Annotated in this window: 11 protein-coding genes and 2 pseudogenes; 5 read left to right on the forward strand and 8 right to left on the reverse strand. The window is 61.7% G+C overall.

The features are described from left to right. Positions 1–280: 280 nt before the first annotated feature. The 5 genes and pseudogenes from lldD to fucP all read right to left on the reverse strand — a co-directional run bounded on the left by lldD (position 281) and on the right by fucP (position 5,668). Positions 281–1,414, reverse strand: coding sequence for an FMN-dependent L-lactate dehydrogenase LldD (gene lldD, locus QP181_RS03290; protein WP_333927577.1), 1,134 nt, complete (start codon positions 1,412–1,414; stop codon positions 281–283). A 7-nt stretch (positions 1,415–1,421) separates the two neighbouring features. After that, positions 1,422–2,711, reverse strand: a complete 1,290-nt coding sequence (locus QP181_RS03295) for an L-fuconate dehydratase (RefSeq protein WP_333927578.1) — start codon at positions 2,709–2,711, stop codon at positions 1,422–1,424. Continuing rightward, a pseudogene (locus QP181_RS03300) lies at positions 2,708–3,555 on the reverse strand (fumarylacetoacetate hydrolase family protein). Before QP181_RS03300 ends, QP181_RS03295 begins: the two are co-directional and overlap by 4 nt. Positions 3,556–3,597: 42 nt before the next feature. Next, complete coding sequence (locus QP181_RS03305; protein WP_333927579.1) at positions 3,598–4,338, reverse strand: SDR family oxidoreductase; 741 nt, start codon at positions 4,336–4,338, stop codon at positions 3,598–3,600. A gap of 10 nt (positions 4,339–4,348) precedes the next feature. Further along, positions 4,349–5,668 carry an L-fucose:H+ symporter permease gene (gene fucP / locus QP181_RS03310; protein ID WP_333927580.1) on the reverse strand — a complete coding sequence of 440 codons (1,320 nt, stop codon included), beginning with the start codon at positions 5,666–5,668 and terminating at the stop codon, positions 4,349–4,351. A gap of 124 nt (positions 5,669–5,792) precedes the next feature. Between fucP and QP181_RS03315 the strand changes: the two genes are divergently transcribed. Together QP181_RS03315 and QP181_RS03320 are read left to right on the forward strand one after the other, a co-directional pair. Beyond that, the gene (locus QP181_RS03315) at positions 5,793–6,641 is read left to right on the forward strand and encodes an amidohydrolase family protein (protein ID WP_333927581.1); all 849 of its coding nucleotides are present in this window, start codon (positions 5,793–5,795) and stop codon (positions 6,639–6,641) included. After that, a complete protein-coding gene (locus QP181_RS03320) occupies positions 6,638–7,414 on the forward strand; it encodes an L-fucose dehydrogenase (RefSeq protein WP_333927582.1) in 777 nt (258 codons plus the stop codon). Before QP181_RS03315 ends, QP181_RS03320 begins: the two co-directional genes overlap by 4 nt. A 4-nt stretch (positions 7,415–7,418) precedes the next feature. On the opposite strand, the gene QP181_RS03325 is transcribed toward QP181_RS03320, so the two are convergent. The 3 genes from QP181_RS03325 to QP181_RS03335 all read right to left on the reverse strand — a co-directional run bounded on the left by QP181_RS03325 (position 7,419) and on the right by QP181_RS03335 (position 9,480). Next, complete coding sequence (locus QP181_RS03325; protein ID WP_333927583.1) at positions 7,419–7,757, reverse strand: L-rhamnose mutarotase; 339 nt, start codon at positions 7,755–7,757, stop codon at positions 7,419–7,421. Between the two features lie 43 nt (positions 7,758–7,800). After that, positions 7,801–8,598, reverse strand: coding sequence for a GDSL-type esterase/lipase family protein (locus tag QP181_RS03330; protein WP_333927584.1), 798 nt, complete (start codon positions 8,596–8,598; stop codon positions 7,801–7,803). Between the two features lie 81 nt (positions 8,599–8,679). After that, the gene (locus QP181_RS03335) at positions 8,680–9,480 is read right to left on the reverse strand and encodes an IclR family transcriptional regulator (protein ID WP_333927585.1); all 801 of its coding nucleotides are present in this window, start codon (positions 9,478–9,480) and stop codon (positions 8,680–8,682) included. Positions 9,481–9,651: 171 nt separating this feature from the next. Here QP181_RS03335 and QP181_RS03340 point away from each other — a divergent pair, with 171 nt between their 5' ends. From QP181_RS03340 to QP181_RS20215, 3 genes and pseudogenes are all read left to right on the forward strand, one after another. Beyond that, entirely contained in the window at positions 9,652–12,549 is a 2,898-nt protein-coding gene (locus QP181_RS03340; protein ID WP_333927586.1) for a TonB-dependent receptor, read from the forward strand. Between the two features lie 107 nt (positions 12,550–12,656). Continuing rightward, positions 12,657–13,579: pseudogene (locus QP181_RS03345) on the forward strand (alpha-L-fucosidase); the annotation flags it as partial. 113 nt (positions 13,580–13,692) lie between these two features. Continuing rightward, complete coding sequence (locus QP181_RS20215; RefSeq protein WP_522731689.1) at positions 13,693–14,337, forward strand: alpha-L-fucosidase; 645 nt, start codon at positions 13,693–13,695, stop codon at positions 14,335–14,337. Positions 14,338–14,490 lie beyond the last annotated feature (153 nt).

The raw sequence follows: 14,490 nt of genomic DNA on the forward strand, positions 1-14,490 counted from the left end.
ACGGGACAAATGTCCAGAGGCATTCGCTGCGCGTTGGGCTTACGCAGAATCTGTTTTCGGTAAGTAAGGCGACGTTGGCTTTGCACAGGTGCTGCGCTGGTCTTCACCGTCGAACGCGCTGGGATACGCGAGCAAGCTTGCGGTCAGAACCGACGTTGCGGCGGACGTGTTGTCGAAGATCAGAGGCTGATACCGGCGGTACATGACGGACCGCGAACTCAACGTGGATCAACGAAAATTCGTACCGCTTAACTGTCCACGAGCGAGGTCACCAATCACGCTATGCCAAGATGGTAGAATTGATATCCGCTACGCAGCGAACACCAGTCAGCGCCATCGCCACGCGCATCTCGCGTTCGATCAGCGTCAGCAGCAAGTCGACTCCGGCCTCGCCCCGCGCGGCCAGTGCATAGACCCAGGCGCGACCGAGCAGCACGCCCTCCGCGCCCAGTGCCAGCATCCGGACCACGTCGAGCCCTGACCGTACGCCGGAGTCCGCCAGCACCGTGACCTGGCCGCGGACCGCGTCCGCGATTGCCGGCAGTGCGCGTGCGGTCGACAGCACGCCGTCGAGCTGCCGGCCGCCATGGTTCGAGACGATGATGCCGTCCGCGCCGATCTTCACCGCCTCGCGCGCATCCTCGACGTCGAGGATCCCCTTGATGATCAGCGGTCCATCCCAGGCCGAGCGGATCCATTCGAGATCAGCCCAGCCGATCGACGGATCGAAGTTCGCGCCGAGCCAGCCCATATAGTCGTTGAGCCCACTGTTGCTGCCGAGCACGGGTTCGAGGTTGCCGAGCTTGTGCGGTCGCCCGCGCAGCCCGACGTCCCACGTCCAGCCGGGCCGGCCTATCGCCTGCAGGACGCGCTTCAGGGGTGCACCCGCGCCGGACATGCCGGAATGCGCGTCGCGGTACCGTGCGCCGGGGACCGGCATGTCGACGGTGAAGACGAGCGCTTCCGCACCGATCTGTTTCGCCGTGGCGATCAGGTCACGCATGAACGCCCGGTCGCGGATCACGTAGAGCTGGAACCACAACGCGCCCGTGCCGCTCGCCTGCTTCACCTCCGACAAGGGGCATATCGAAACCGTCGACAGGCAGAAGGGGACGCCCGCGGTGGTCGCCGCGCGGGCAGCCTGCGTCTCGCCGCGCCGATGATACATGCCGCTTATCCCGACTGGACCCAGCGCGACCGGAAGCGCCATCGTCCGCCCGAACAGCGACGTCGTCAGATCGATGTCGGCGACGTCGCGCAGCACGCGCTGGCGCAGCGCAATGTCGGCGAGGTCGTCCACATTGCGCCGCAGCGTCTGCTCCGCGTACGCGCCGCCATCCGCATAATCGAACAGGAAGCGCGGCAACCGCTGTCGGGCGGCTTCGCGAAAGTCGTGCGTCGAGGCGATGATCATGACGCGATCAGTATCGCACTTCCGCCGACACCGCATAGCGATCGAGCGATGCGGGCTTCATCTCGATCGAATAGCCCGGCCGCGTCGGCGGCATATAGGCGGCGTCGCGGATGACGCAGGGATCGACGAAATGTTCATGCAGATGATCGACATATTCGATCACCCGACCCTCGCGCGTGCCCGAAAAGCAGAGATAGTCGATCATCGAGAGGTGCTGGACATATTCGCACAGCCCCACACCGCCAGCATGCGGACAGACCGGCAGGTCGTGCTTGGCCGCCATCAGCAGGACGGCGAGCACTTCGTTGACGCCGCCGAGACGGCATGCGTCGATCTGCACCACGTCGATCGCGCCCGCGTCCATGAACTGTTTGAACAGGATGCGGTTCTGGCACATCTCGCCGGTCGCGACCTTGACCGATCCGATCCCGCGGCGGATCTTGGCATGGCCCAGCACGTCGTCCGGGCTGGTAGGCTCCTCGATGAACCACGGGTTCGCGAAAGCGAGCGCGTTGACCCATTCGATCGCCTGATCGACCTCCCAGATCTGGTTGGCGTCGATCATCAGCTTGGCATCGGGACCGATCGCCTCGCGCGCAATCCGCAGGCGGCGGATATCGTCGTCCAGATCGCGCCCGACCTTCAGCTTGATATGATCGAACCCGGCATCGACCGCCTCGCGCGCCAGCCGGTAGAGCTTTTCGTCTGAATAGCCCAGCCAGCCCGCTGACGTCGTGTAGCAGGGAAAGCCCTCGACCTTCAGCGTGGCCATGCGCTCCGCCTTGCCCTCGGCGCGCTTGGTCAGCAGCGCGAGCGCTTCGTCGGGCGTGATGCAGTCGGTGATGTAGCGGAAGTCGATCGTGCGGACGAGTTCCTCGGGCGTCATGTCCGCGACCAGCTGCCAGACGGGCTTGCCGACGCTTTTCGCCCACAAATCCCACACCGCATTGACGACGGCGCCGGTCGCCAGGTGGATCGCGCCCTTGTCGGGGCCGATCCAGCGCAGCTGGCTGTCATTGGTGACGTGGCGCCAGAACCGCCCGGCATCTGCCGCGATCCAGTCGAGGTCGAGCCCGATCACCCGCTCGCGCAGTGCGCTGATCGCGGCGACGCAGATCTCGTTGCCGCGCCCGATCGTGAAGGTCAGGCCGTGTCCTTCGAGGCCGGCCGTGTCGGTTTCCAGCACGACATAGGCGGCGGAGTAGTCCGGGTCGGGATTCATCGCGTCCGAGCCGTCGAGCGACAGGCTGGTCGGGAAGCGGACGTCGCGAATGCGCAGCCCGGTGATCGTCGTCATGCGCGCGATTCCACGACGCGCTGGGTCTGCTCGCCAAGGCCGTCGATGCCGAGCCGCATGACATTGCCCACCGCCAGATATTTCGGCGGCTTCTGGCCGAGGCCGACGCCGGGGGCGTGCCGGTGGAGATCACGTCGCCCGACTGGAGGCTCATGAAGCGGCTGAGATAGGACACGATCTCGGCCACCCCGAACACCATCGTCGCGGTCGTGCCGTCCTGATACTTGTGACCATCGACCTCTAGCCACAGCCGCAGCGCCTGCGGATCGGGTACCTCGTCGGCCGTGACCAGCCACGGGCCGATCGGGCCGAACGTGTCGCAGCCCTTGCCCTTGTCCCAGGTGCCGCCCCGCTCAAGCTGGTATTCGCGCTCGCTGACGTCGTTGATGACGCAATAGCCGGCGACGTGCGCCATCGCGTCGGCTTCGTCGATATAGCGCCCGGGCTTGCCGATCACGACGCCGAGTTCGACTTCCCAGTCGAGCTTGGTCGACCCGCGGGGCATTTCGACCGCGTCGTCGGGGCCGCAAATCGCGCTGGTCCATTTGTTGAAGACGACCGGCTCCTTGGGCACGTCCATCCCGCTTTCGGCGGCGTGATCGCTGTAATTGAGGCCGATGCAGATGAACTTGCCGACCGCGCCGACGCAGGCACCATAGCGCGGCGTGCCGTCGACCAGCGGCAACGCCGCCGGGTCGATCGCCGCCAGTGTCGTGATCCCCTCGGGCGTCAGCGTGTCGCCGGCAATGTCGCCCACGAACCCTGACAGATCGCGGATCGCACCATCGGCATCGAACATGCCGGGCTTTTCATGGCCGATCGGGCCGTAGCGTAACAGTTTCATGGAGCGAACGTCCTCTGGTTCTAGGTCGTGGGAAGGGGGTGGTTAGTTGACCCAGCCGCCGTCGATGACATGGGTCGTGCCGGTGGTGAATGCACTCTCGTCGGACGCCAGGTACAGCGCGAGAGCTGCGATCTCTTCCGGGCGGCCAAGGCGCCCGACGGGCTGGCGCGCGACGAAGGCGGCGGTCGCCTCTTCGAGCGGAATGCCGGCCGCGCTCGCCTGCTCGGCGATGCGCTGGCGCAGCGACGGGGAATCGATCGTGCCCGGGCAGATCGCGTTGCAACGGACGCCGCGCAGGACATAATCCGCGGCGATCGCCTTTGTCAGGCCGATCACCGCGGCCTTGGTCGTGCCATAGGCGAAGCGATTGGGAATGCCCTTCACGCTCGATGCGATCGAGGCGAGGTTGACGATCGATCCGCTGCCTTGGGCGAGCATGCCCGGCAAGAAGGCCCGGCACAGCCGGTACATCGACGTGACGTTCAGGGACATCGAGAAGGCAAAATCGTCCTCGTCGCAGACGAGGATATCGCCCGCATGGACATAGCCTGCGCCGTTGACGAGAATATCGATGTCACCGATCTGCGCTGGCAGCGCGGCGACCGCCGCGGCATCCGTGACGTCGAGCATGATGGGCGTCACGCCCGGGACGGTCGCCAGCAGCTCGCCGTTCAGGTCGGCGGCGTAGACCGTCGCGCCCTGTGCGACGAACGCCTCCGCGATCGATCGGCCGATGCCCTGTGCCGCAGCGGTCACCAGCGCGCGTTTACCGTTCAGTCTCAATGGATCGTCCTCATGGTAGGGGAAAGGGGGCGTCGGTCGCGCCGCGCGCGAACAGCGCGACGACCGCGAAACAGATCAGCGGCAACGCCATCGCGACGTGCAGGCCACCCGCTGCGCCCGCGATCAGGCCCATCACCGGGGGCACCAGCGCGCCACCGATGATCGCCATGATGATCAGCGATGAGCCGATCGTCGCGCGCGGTCCGAGATCGCGGACGCCGAGCGCGAAGATCGTCGGGAACATGATCGACATGAAGAAGCTGGTCAGGCCGAGCGCACCGACCGCGACCCAGCCGCCCGACAGCATCGCCACCGCACAGAGCGCGATGTTGGCGACCGCGCAGCCGAACAGCAACCGGGTCGCGGGCAGCCTGTGCATCAGCGCGGCGCCGATGAACCGCCCCGCCATGAACAGCACGAGGCTGAGCGACAGGAGATAGGCGGCCGACCGCTCGGGCGTGGCGGGCAGGCTGTCCTTCACGAAATCAACGAAGAAGCTCCAGATGCCGACCTGTGCGCCGACATAGAAGAACTGTGCGACCACCGCGCGCCACAGCCCCGGCGCGCGTAGAACCGTGAACAGCCCGTCATGCGCGCTGTCGTCGGTCTTGGTGTCGAGCGCGGGGAGGCGGACCAGTGCGATGGCGACGCCGACCAGCACGACGATGATCGCCAGCAGAAGATACGGCACCTGCACCATGCGCGCCTCGGCGACGCGATAGGCAACCAGCTGCGCCTGCGGCATCGTCGTCAGCGTCGCCGCGTCATGCTCGACGCCTGAGAAGATGAACAAACCGCCGATCGTGGGGGCAAGCACCGCGCCGAAGCCGTTGAACGCCTGGGCGAGGTTCAGACGCTGCGAGGCGCGCGCCGGGTCGCCGAACGCGACGATATAGGGGTTGGCGGCGGTTTCCAGGAAGGCGGCGCCCGACGCCAGCACGAACAGCGCGCCGAGAAAGGCCGCATATTCGCGGACTTCGGCGGCGGGCCAGAACAGCAGCGCGCCGATCGCGTACAGCGCCAGACCGGTCAATATACCTGCGCGGTATCCGAAGCGGCGCATGACCAGACCCGCGGGCAGCGCCATCACGAAATAGCCGACATAGAAGACGAACTGGATCAGGCCGGCCTGCGCGCGGTTGAGGTCGAGCGCCTTCTGGAACTGGCGAATAAGGATGTCGTTGAAGTTGTTGGCAAGCGCCCAAAGGAAGAACAGGCTGGTGACGAGGATGAAGCCCGTCCGAAATCCCGGCCGGATGAAACGCCCGGTGCTCGTCGCGGTGTCAGCTATGTCGGCCATGTGGCTCGAGCCCTTCGCAGCGTGTGCCATGACATCCTCTCTTCGTCGCCTCTGGTGCGATTGCCGCCATCATAGCCCTTGAGAGAGGTTTGCATATATAAAAAATCATGTCACAGGTGAGCAACAAGTGAAGGGATGCAAAAGCCCGATGGTGATGAGGATTGATGCGCACCAGCATTTCTGGCGCTATCGCACGGCGGAGTATGACTGGATCCAGCCCGGCAGCGTGCTCGCGCGCGACCGGCTCCCGGTCGACGTCCGGTCCGCGCTGGAGGCCGCCGCGTTCGACGGCTGCATCGCGGTGCAGGCCTGCCACAGCGCGGCGGAGACCGACTGGCTGCTCGCGCTTGCCGAGGCACACTCGTGGATCATGGGTGTCGTCGGCTGGATCGACCTGACCGCGCCCGACGTCGCAGTCCAGCTCGACCGCCACGCATCGCGGTCGCTTGTGGGCATACGGCACATCGCGCAGGACGAACCTGACCCGCGCTATCTGCTGCGTGAGGATGTCCTGCACGGCGTGCGGACGATCCTGGCGCGCGGTCTCGCCTATGACATACTCGTCCGTGGGCCGGCACAACTGGGATGCGTTCCCGACATGCTCGCGGCGGCCGGGCCGGGGGCGCTGGTGCTCGATCATGGCGGAAAGCCCGACATTGCGGGTGGCGAATGGGGCCCCTGGGCCCGGACGATCGCAGCCATCGCCGCCTTTCCAGGCGTCACCTGCAAGCTGTCGGGGCTGGTGACCGAAGCCGATCACGCTGTCTGGTCGCCGACCGACATCGCGCGGTATCTCGACCATCTGCTCGCCTGCTTCGGACCGGACCGGCTTATCTTCGGATCCGACTGGCCGGTGTGCCTGCTTGCCGCCGAGCATGCGGCTGTAGTCGACCTGATCGAAACCCTCGTCGCGCGCGCCTGCCCTGGGCATCGCGACGCGATCTTTGGCGGCACGGCGGCGCGCGTCTATCGCCTGACACCTATCGAGGATGGACTATCATGAAGCTGGGACTCGACGGTAAACTGGTGATCGTCACCGGGGGTGGCGCCGGGATCGGCGGCGCAATCTCGACGCTGCTCGCGGAGGAGGGCGCGATCCCCGCGATCCTCGGGCGCAGCGCGCTCGACCCTGTGTTCGAGGCGAATATCCGTGTGCTTCAGCCCGCAACCATGTTCATCCGTACCGAGATGACCGACGACGCCGCCTGCGCCTCGGCAGTCGCGCAGATCGTCGCGGCGGGGAACGGCATCCATGGCCTAGTCAACAATGCGGGTGCCAATGACGGGATCGGGCTTGAGGCGGGAACGGCGGCCTTCCTCGCGTCGCTGGTCGCCAATGTCGGCCATTATTACGGCATGGCGCATCATTGCCTGCCACACCTGAAGGCCAGCCGCGGCGCGATCGTCAACATCTCGTCGAAGACCGCGCTGACCGGGCAGGGCCAGACCAGCGGCTATGTCGCCGCCAAGGCTGCCCAGCTCGGCCTGACGCGCGAATGGGCGGCGGCGCTGGTCGGCGATGGCGTCCGCGTCAACGCGGTGCTCCCTGCCGAGGTGATGACGCCGCTCTACCGCGCGTGGATCGACACGTTCGACGATCCGCAGGCCAAGCTCGACGAGATCGCGGGCAACATCCCGCTGGAGCGCCGGCTGACGACCGATCGCGAGATTGCCGATACCGTGGTGTTCCTGCTGTCGGCGCGGTCGTCGCACACGACCGGGCAATGGATCATCCCCGACGGCGGCTACACGCATCTCGACCGCACGCTGACCTGACCGGTCAGCCCTGCTCGTCGAGCGCGAAGATGCGTTCGGCGGGCAGCCATTTCTCGCCCGGCTGCGCGCTCGGCAACGGACGCTGGAGGCGCGACATCGCGGCCTCCCACGCGACCACGGCGGGATCAGAGGCGTCCGCCACAGCTTTCGCCTTGGGATCGAAATCGGGGCCGGTCCGCATCATCATCACCAGCCGGTCATCGCGTTGATAGATATCCATCGCCTCTATGCCCGCTGCCCGGATCGAGGCAATTACGGCCGGAGGCACCGCGCGGTGGCGATCGCGATACGCCTCGATCAGCTCGGCATCATCGTGAAGGTCGAGGAAAAGGCAATGCCACATACGGTAATGATCCTTGTTGATGTACGACCACGCTTGAGGCGGTCTAGCGCTTGCGTTCGTTTAAATGGCTCAGTGCTATGTCGATGGCGCGTGTCGCAACCGGAGCCATGCGCATGTAGGCGTTATCGAGCGGATGAACGCCATCCGTCGTATAGTCGTGGCGGAGCAGCCCCTTTTGATCGACCAGCTGGGCATAATAATCTGCATAGCCATAGCCTCGTATTTTGCAGAAATTTTGCAGCCACGCGTTGAGAGAACGTATTTCTTCCGGTTTTCTTTCTCTAACGACGTCACGTGCTGACTCGGTATAGTTATTGACCGGCAGCAAAGATCCGAAGACGACCGCGATCCCGTGAGCATCGGCTAGGTCCGCCATCGCTTCCCAATTATCTTTGATTTGCTTTGGGGTCTCACGTTGAAGGAAACCTTGCACGTCGTTGATCCCCGCAAGTATCACGACAGCCGAAGGCTGCAACGCGACTACGTCCTGATGGAACCTCAGAAGCATTTGAGCGGTTACTTGGCTGCCAATGCCGCGATTGACGTAAGGTTGTCCTGGAAAGCTTGTGGCAAGATTCCAACGATCCGTTATCGAGTCTCCCAGGAACACGACGCGCTTATCGGACGTCTGCGGCGGTGGTAACGCTGCGTTTGCAGGTTGATATACATACCGTTCGCCAAAGTCTTGCATCAGGCTCGGTACCAGCTTTGCCCGGAACGGCCCTAACCAAGGGCCCCAGTCCTTCTCGACAACGACCCGCCGCTCCGGCGAACTCTGGTATTGGTCGGCCGCAGCCTCGAATGGCAAGAACATCGCTATGGCGTAGAGTAGCTTTCTCATGGAATCCTAACCGTTAAATCTGCGATGGAGCTGATTACGTTGCGACGTTAGAGGACAGCCGCAATCCCATGTGCGACGTGATCAACAGTCGATGCCATTTTGGCCGCAGATGGACGCATTGACACCGTCGCGGATTTCAGGTGCCAGTTGCTTCGAGATCGTTGCAGCCGCCCGGTGCAAGACCGTCTGCGACGCGGCCAGTGTCACGCGGGCGCCCGGGCCATCGACGAAGGGCACGGTCAACGCTGCCCGTGCGGAACCCATCGCGAGGATGGGGACCGATACGTCGGTAATGCCGGTAAGAACCGGACTTGGGGTGGTATTTAGCCCTGCTGCCGTGATCGCGTCCAGTTCTGCCCCCAAAGCGGTCAGGTCAATATCCGCGCCAGTCTGCCGGACGTCTTCGAGCATCGCGTCGCGCGCGTCCGATGACTGGAACGCCAACAAAACGCGTCCCGATGCAGACCGATGAAGTGGCCGGCGATATCCCACCCTGATCGCGAAGCCTGATAAACTGGGTGCCTCGACGCCGAGAATCACGACCATTTCGGCGCCAGACGCAACCGCCATGTGGCAGCTTTGGCCTGTTTCACGAGCAACTTCACCCATTACTGGAAGCGCGATTGCCACGAGATTGCGAACCGGGGGCTGGCCCATTCCAAGTGCGAACAGCCGGTTGGTAAGTCGATAGCCGTCGTCCCCGCGAGCGATGTAGCGATGCTCTTCCAGAACTTGCAGCATCCGAAAGATCTCGCTGACTGACCGGGCGAGCGCTGTGGAGATATCCGACATGCTCAACGGCTCCGTCGCGGCCGCTAACAACTCGAGTATCTCGAGTCCCTTCGTTAGCGCCGGAGCCTGATATCGCGATTTCGTCGTCATCGGTCCCAACCCGTGTCATTTCCAAAACTTCTACGATCACGAGCATAGATAACAAAGCCCGCACAAAGATTCACTCGTGAAACCACTTTTTATATATCATAAGTACGATAAATGGATATATTCCTCCTCAGCGCTCTGTTCAGGGGCCGTCAGGGTGGAGAGGAAGAGATCATGACCGATCGAGTTGAAATGCGTCGCACTGCGCGCATGTGTTTGCAGACCGGGGCTTCGGTAGGGGCGCTGCTGGTTAGCTGGGCAATGCCCGCCGTCGCACAGACGGCACCTGAGCAGACTGCGTCCGAGCAGAGCGGAACGGTATCGCCGAGCGGTGATCAGGGCGTTGTTAACCCGCAAGGAAATGGCAGCGCTTCTTTAGGAGACGACATCGTTGTGACAGGCGTGCGCGCCAGTCTCTCGAGTGCACAGGCTATCAAGCGTAATTCGGACCAGATCGTAGACTCGATCGTTGCCGAAGACATTGGCAAGCTTCCAGATCGTAACGTGGCCGAAGCGCTACAGCGTATAACCGGTGTCCAGATCCAGCGCAGTTTTGGCGAGGGCAGCCAAGTCGCGATTCGCGGCCTTAGCCAGGTTCGCACCGAGATCAACGGGCGTGACGTTTTTACTGCCAATGGTGGTCGCAACCTGAGCTTGGAAGACGTGCCGTCGGAGCTGCTTGCCGGCGTTGACGTGTACAAGAACCCGTCGGCAGAGCAGATTGAAGGTGGACTGGGCGGTCTCATTAACTTGCGCACGCGCAAGCCGTTCGATTTTGACGGGTTCAAGGCGTCGGTCAGTGCCAGCTCGAACTATTACGACTTGTACAGCACTACTAAGCCGCAGGCGAACTTGCTGCTTTCCGACCGCTGGCAGACCGGGGTCGGCGAGTTCGGCTTGCTTGTTGACCTCGCCTATCAGCAAACTGCGTTTCGCCAGGACCAGATTTCGAGCCAGCCCTTTTATCTGCTGAACGAATCGGTCAATGCGACCACCGGTCTGCCCAACAGTCCTGGCGATGTCGCAACAGCCGCGGGACTCGGGCGTACCGGCACGCCGACCTATCTGTCGCACGGCGTGGGTATCGGTGAGTATCTTGGTGACCGCCGTCGTCTCGGGATCGATGTCGCAATGCAGTGGAAGCCGACCGAGCGGCTACTGCTGACGGGCGAATATATCCGTTCGGACTTCAAGTTCAAATACGGAGACTACAGCTACTTCGCTTATACAGGCGACAACCCGATCACCCCAGATTTCACTAAGCCGTTCACGTTCGACAAGGATGGGAACTTCACGAGCGGGACGTTCGTCGACGTACCGACCAACGCCAACACGAGCCTCGAAACGCGTCATTCGGTGACCAGCGACTATTCGTTAAATGCCAAGTGGAATCCTACTGACCAACTGACCGTAAACGCCGACGTGCAATATGTCCGAGGCGTGACGGACGGAACGCGCTCGATCGTGATCCTCGGTTCGACAGCCGAGCGGCTGTATGAAACGACGGGGCGGGGCGTCGTGCCGTCCTTCCAGATATTTCCCGACGGCAATGCGGCCAACGGAAACGGCTCCACTACCGATCCAGCGAACTACGCTTCAGGCGCCGGATACCTTGATCATATCGAACATTCGGTCGGCACGGAAAAAGCGGGTCGGCTTGATTTGACTTACAAGTTCGACGGAGGTCTCCTGAAGTCTATAAGCGGTGGCGTACGGTATACCGACCGCTCGGCGGTCACAGACAGCAGTGGCTATGCCTATTACGGTTTGACCCGCCCATTGGCGTCTGAACTCTACGAGGTGCGGCCATTCGCGGGCAGCGTGTATCGCGGGTATCAGGGCGTCCCTGCCGGAGCAGTCTTCTTTAGCCGAGACACGGTACTCGATTACGATGCCACGCGTGCAGCGCTCGCGCCCTATGTCGATGCGTCACAAACGCAGGCGTTGCTGAACGGTGTTGGCTATCTTCCGAGCGATCGCAATACGCAAAGTGAGAAGACCTACACCGCTTACGGCGTCGCCAAATTCGGCGTGGCTGACTTCGCCGTGCCGATCAACGGTAATATCGGTCTGCGCGTGGTGAAGACCAAGGTTGGGACATCGGGTTTTGAGAGCCGCTCGGCGGCGGTTCAGACCGGCACCGACACTACTACGGGACTTCCAGTCTTCGGCAACGGTCCGGTTGCCTTCGTTCCGGTCAACGTGGACTCCAATTACACAAAGTTCTTGCCGAGCCTCAATCTGACGTTTCATTTTACCGACCGACTGCAGCTGCGTCTGGCAGCATCTAAAGGCCTGACGCGCCCTGATTTCTCGCAGCTTAACCCCAACATCGCGATCAACGAATACGTCGCGACCGGCGGTCAGCGTACTGCCAGCTCCGGCAACGCCAATCTGCGCCCGCTTACCGCGAAGCAGCTTGACGCGTCTTTAGAGTTCTACGTTTCGAAGAGCACATCGTTCTACGGTGCCGGCTTTTATAAGAAGGTCGACGGCTTCATCGCGAACATAACCGCGCCGGAAAACTATACGTTCGGTGCTAATACTTACACATATCAGGTTACGCGTCCGCTCAATGGTGACAACGGCACGATCAAGGGATTTGAAGTCGGCGGAAATACCTTCTTCGATTTTCTGCCGGGTTGGCTTTCCGGTTTCGGAACGCAAGCAAACTTTACGTTCGTTGACAGCAAGGCTCCAAGCCCCGGCGCACGCGATACATCGGGCAACCAGTTGCAAGTGCCGTTGGAGAAGCTGTCGAAGTACAGCTACAACTTGATCGGCTTTTACGACCGCGGTGCACTGTCTGCCCGTGTAGCTTATAATTGGCGGAGCAAGTTCGTCGACACCACCGCAGGCAATGGCAGCGGCAACCTGCCGATCTTTAACGATGCGCGCGGTCAGCTTGATGCATCCGTTACCTACACGGTCGCGCCGCATTTCGCGCTCACCGTCGATGGGACTAACCTGACAGATACTGAGAACCGCACATACTATGGCTTGCCGAGCCGGCCGCAGTCGTCGGTTTTGAATGATCGAAGGATCAGTGTCACTGCACGTCTGACTTACTAAGAAGCCGACTGTGACTTTCGTGCAAATCGTCCGGATACCTTGACGTGGATCCGGACGAATTGTCTTCGATAGCCTTTCTATAAGGCTACGATTGTGGAGGAACGAGCATGCAACATACGAGACGGACAATTATCGGTGCCGGACTTGCTGGAGCAGCAAGTCCGGTCCTGAGTAAGGTTTCACGCGCTAGTTCGATATCTTCGTCTATCAGACCAGTGAAGATCGCACCTCCCCAGAGCTTTTCCGCTGATTGGCCGTCGTTGACCGCAGGATACAGCGCACCCGACTGGTTCCGCGACGCGAAGTTCGGCATCTGGGCCCATTGGGGGCAGCATCCGTGCCGGCCGCAGGAGATGACTGGTACGCACGGGACATGTACCTGCAGGGGCATCCCTCGTACGAACATCATCTGAAAAATTACGGGCATCCGGCAGACAGCGGGTTCATGGAAATCCAGAACCGATGGCGAGCAGAGATGTGGGACCCGGCCGAGCTGCTAGACCTTTATAAGCGGGCAGGTGCTCGATATTTCATGGCGATCGCCAATCATCACGATAATTTGGATTGCTACGCTTCTTCCCATCACTCGTGGAATTCCACACGAGTAGGACCACGCAAAGACATTGTTGGAACATGGAAGAAACTTGCACAAGAGCGTGGGCTACGTTTCGCGGTGTCGAACCATTCGGGTCATGCGTGGCACTGGAATCAGCCTGCTTACGGCTACGACTCAGAAGGCGCGCGGCAGGGAGAGCGCTACGATGCGGCGCGACTAGATAAGGCTCTTGGGCGCGGTACGTGGTGGGAGGGGCTCGATCCCCAACAGCTCTACACTGGAGCAAGCATGGCGATGCCCAGTGGCATTACGTCAGTCGCCGAGGCGAATGCCTGGCACGCTGCGACGGATGGACTTTGGAACGAGGGTGTGTCGCCAAATCCTGACTTTGTACGTCGCTGGGTGCTGCGTTGTCGGGAGCTGATCGATAAGTACCGCCCAGATATGCTTTACTTTGACAATCATGATTTACCGCTACAGCAGGCCGGGCTCGACATGGCGGCCTATTTCTACAATCAGAACATGCAATGGAACGACGGACGATTAGAGGGCGTGGTGACCGCCAAAGAAACGCCCCCCAGCGACGGATGGGTCTGGTCGATGTCGTCGAACGTGGTCAGAAGAGCTACATCGAGCAGTACCCATGGCAAACAGAAACGTGTCTTGGTAACTGGTTTTACGGCGAGCAGTACTACCGTGATAACCGATATAAAACGTCTGCGAAGGTAATTCATACCCTTTGCGACGTGGTTTCCAAGAATGGCAACCTTATGCTCAGTGTTCCCCTCCGTGGTGACGGCACAATTGACGACAAAGAGCGGCTAATCGTCGAGGAGATCGCAACGTGGATGAACCAGTACGGAGAGGCGATCTACGGCTCCCGCCCCTGGCGCGTCTTTGGGGAAGGGTCTGTGATCGGCGGAAGCGGCGCTTTCTCGGAAGGGGGACAGAATTCAACTTATACGGCAGAGGACGTCCGTTACGTTACTCGCAACGGTGCGCTCAATGCGCTGGTGATGGGGTGGCCCGAAGACGACGTTGTTCATTTAAAGACGTTGGCGAGCGGCAGCCGGGTCGGAAGAGGCGAAGTGCAGCGAGTGACGTTGCCGGGGAGCAAGTCTCCGCTCTCCGTTACCCGTTCCGCTGATTCACTTGCGATCCGCCTACCAGTTGGTGCTCGGAATAGTATCGGAATCGCGTTGGTCATCGACGGCGTCGGATTGACCGCCTGAATCGGGCAGGCGCCTGTCCATGGCATAACGCAGCAGTACGATACGAAAAGGACGCCTGTGTGGAGGTATTGAGGTGGGCACGCACATAAAGGTTCTGATCGCGCTTGGACTGGCAGTTGTTCCTACATTGGCTGAAACGAAGCCGAGCACAAC

Source organism: Sphingomonas sp. LR55, assembly GCF_036856015.1.
GTDB lineage: Bacteria > Pseudomonadota > Alphaproteobacteria > Sphingomonadales > Sphingomonadaceae > Sphingomonas.

Coding starts and splice junctions, on each gene's coding strand:
- lldD (WP_333927577.1), bottom strand. CDS start 1,414: ATGATCATCGCCTCGACGCACGACTTTCGCGAAGCCGCCCGACAGCGG.
- QP181_RS03295 (WP_333927578.1), bottom strand. CDS start 2,711: ATGACGACGATCACCGGGCTGCGCATTCGCGACGTCCGCTTCCCGACC.
- fucP (WP_333927580.1), bottom strand. CDS start 5,668: ATGGCACACGCTGCGAAGGGCTCGAGCCACATGGCCGACATAGCTGAC.
- QP181_RS03315 (WP_333927581.1), top strand. CDS start 5,793: ATGAGGATTGATGCGCACCAGCATTTCTGGCGCTATCGCACGGCGGAG.
- QP181_RS03320 (WP_333927582.1), top strand. CDS start 6,638: ATGAAGCTGGGACTCGACGGTAAACTGGTGATCGTCACCGGGGGTGGC.
- QP181_RS03325 (WP_333927583.1), bottom strand. CDS start 7,757: ATGTGGCATTGCCTTTTCCTCGACCTTCACGATGATGCCGAGCTGATC.
- QP181_RS03330 (WP_333927584.1), bottom strand. CDS start 8,598: ATGAGAAAGCTACTCTACGCCATAGCGATGTTCTTGCCATTCGAGGCT.
- QP181_RS03335 (WP_333927585.1), bottom strand. CDS start 9,480: ATGACGACGAAATCGCGATATCAGGCTCCGGCGCTAACGAAGGGACTC.
- QP181_RS03340 (WP_333927586.1), top strand. CDS start 9,652: ATGACCGATCGAGTTGAAATGCGTCGCACTGCGCGCATGTGTTTGCAG.
- QP181_RS20215 (WP_522731689.1), top strand. CDS start 13,693: ATGGGTCTGGTCGATGTCGTCGAACGTGGTCAGAAGAGCTACATCGAG.